3 protein-coding genes are annotated in these 2,389 nt (G+C 60.9%); 1 reads left to right on the top strand and 2 read right to left on the bottom strand.

What is annotated here, in order from left to right:
* Nucleotides 1–239 (top strand): hypothetical protein (locus C8E01_RS21850; protein WP_207774935.1); only part of this gene is annotated, 239 nt, incomplete at its 5' end.
* Nucleotides 240–279: 40 nt separating this feature from the next.
* Here C8E01_RS21850 and C8E01_RS21350 read toward each other — a convergent pair.
* On the bottom strand, nucleotides 280–1,413 hold the full coding sequence (locus C8E01_RS21350) for an IS91 family transposase (protein ID WP_116545488.1): 1,134 nt from the start codon (nucleotides 1,411–1,413) through the stop codon (nucleotides 280–282).
* The gene (locus C8E01_RS21345) at nucleotides 1,413–2,177 is read right to left on the bottom strand and encodes a tyrosine-type recombinase/integrase (protein ID WP_116545487.1); all 765 of its coding nucleotides are present in this window, start codon (nucleotides 2,175–2,177) and stop codon (nucleotides 1,413–1,415) included. The genes C8E01_RS21350 and C8E01_RS21345 overlap by 1 nt, the downstream gene beginning before the upstream one ends.
* Nucleotides 2,178–2,389 lie beyond the last annotated feature (212 nt).

Below are 2,389 nucleotides of genomic sequence, written 5' to 3'. Positions count from 1 at the left end.
AACAACTAAGGCTTCGTTGGGTACGGAGTTCCGACAATGAAGCCGTGGTTGCACTAACCGTGCGACCCGTTATGGGTTTTAAGTCGGAAGAGATTAGCTCTGCGCTACTTGCCCCGGGCTTTCAGGTAGCTGGTTGGCCCATTGGAGGCGGGCCTGGCGGGGTAATAATAGATACTTTCTGCTGTTTCCGGGGGAGGATTCCCGCTCTTTTCAAGGCATTTGCTGCCGCAGGGGCATAGCTGCGCCAGGCCACCTTCTCGGGTGGCTTTTTTTATATCCTTATTCGAACTCCCGGTTCCTGCGCTGCGTCCTCAGGCCCTGTGGCGGCCCCCGCTTGGTGAGCACCTGCAGGGTGACCATCGTCTCCTTTTTGCAGCAAGGGCAGAGCAAAGGATTGTACACCTCTAGCTGGCGCACTTCTACTTTTTGCCTTTTCCCCTCGGGCAGCTGCTCCCGGATCACGGGTATGCTATAGCCCTTGCTAGTGCCGCTCAGGATGCCGTAGTGGCGTATCCTGACAAAGCCCTTGGGCAGAATGTGCAGGGCGAAGCGGCGGATGAAGGCCATGCCCCCGAGCTTCATCTCCAGCTTTTTGGCCCCTTGCCGGTAGTCCTTATAAGAGAAGCTCACCGACTGCTCGTCCACGGCTGTGAGACGGTGGTTGGAGATGGCGATCTTGTGGGTGTAGCGGCCCAGGTACTCGACCACATGTTCGGGCCCCGGGAAGGGTCGCTTGGCATACACCGCCCACTGTTTGCCGAACAGTGCCTTTAGTAGCTCTTTCTCTACTGTTGGCAGTTTCTCCTTCAACAGCTGCACGTACTTAGCTCTGTAGACCTGGCTCATGGCCTTCACCGGGAAGAGGTACTTCCCCTTGCCGCGAGCTCCCTTCCAGTTGCCATGTTTGGTGAGCCCGCCGCCGGGCACGATGCAGTGCAGGTGGGGATGCAGCGACAGCGTCTGGCCCCAGGTGTGGAGCACGGCCACCATGCCCGGCCTTGCCCCCAGGTGCTTCTTGTCGCGGGCGAAGGCGAGCAGCGTCTGCCAGGCGGCCTCGAAGAGGGTGTCGTAGACGAGCCTGGGCTGATGGAGGGCCAGCTGGTTGAGCGTGTCGGGCAGGGTGAAGACCACGTGGAAGTAGGGCACGGGCAGGAGCTCGGCCTGGCGGGCCTGGATCCACTGCTCGCGCTTTCTGCCCTGGCACTTGGGGCAGTGGCGGTTGCGGCAGGAGTTGTAGCTGACGCGCACCTGGCCGCAGTCTGAGCAGGCGTCCACGTGCCCGCCCATGGCCTGGGTGCGGCAGCGCATGATGGCGCCAAGGGTGCGCAGCTGCCAGGAGTTGATGCCGGTGCTGGACTCTACTGCTGACCAGTGCTTTTGCAGCACCTGGGCCACTTCAAACCGGGGGCGCACTAGGCGTAAAGCGTGTCGAGCGGGGAGAAGGGCTTCTTCCTTCCCGACTGTGCCACGTGCAGGTAGACCATGGTGGTGTCGATGCAGGCGTGGCCCAGCAGGTCCTTGATGGAGACGATGTCCAGCCCGTCCTCCAAAAGGTGGGTGGCATAGGTGTGGCGCAGCGTGTGGGGCGTGACCTGCTTGGAGAGGCCGGCCGCCCGGCGGGCCGAGCGCACCACCCACTGGATGCCGGCCGTGTTGTAGCGCCTGTCCAGTAGCCCCTCTTCACTATCCTGCACCTGGCCGTTGAAGAGCCAGGTCTGCGGGCACTCGGCCTGTATGTAGGCCTCCAGGCCGCGGATCAGGTGGCCGCTCAGGGGCACGTAGCGGTCCTTGCCCCCTTTTCCCTGGCGCACGTGCAGCATCCGGCGGTCAAAGTCCAGGTCGGCCAGCTTGAGGTTGCAGGCCTCGCTGCAGCGCAGCCCGCAGCCATAGAGAGTGGCCAGCAGCACGCGGTGCTTGAGCAGCTTGGGAGCACGGAGCAACCTTCTGACCTCGGGCTTGCTGAGCACGACAGGCAGCTTGCCCTCGCGCCTGAGGGCGGGCAGCTCGATGCGCTTGTCCTTAAGACCCTCCATGCGGAAGACGTAGCGCAGGGAGTAGACGGTGAACTTGAAGTAGGAGTTGGAGGGGGTGTTGTGCTCCTGCTTTACCAGGTAGAGGTAGTCGTTGAGCTGATCGGGGTCCAGCTCGGTGGGCAGGCAGTTAAAGTGCAGGGCCACCTTGGCCAGGTGGTGGCTGTAGTTTTTGAGCGTGCTCTGGCCGCGGCCGGCGACGGTGATTTTTTTGGAGAACTTCTCGTAAAGCTCGCTGAATCCCGCTACATTAGTACAGGCAGTCTGGATAAGGGTAGGCTCTTTTTTTTCATCTTAAATTAGAAGTTAAATGTGAATCCAAAAGATAGCCCTTATCCGCTGCTTTTTAAAACCAGCTA

Source organism: Pontibacter virosus (assembly GCF_003096355.1).
GTDB classification, from domain to species: domain Bacteria; phylum Bacteroidota; class Bacteroidia; order Cytophagales; family Hymenobacteraceae; genus Pontibacter; species Pontibacter virosus.
This window is presented reverse-complemented; position numbering and strand designations above follow the sequence as displayed.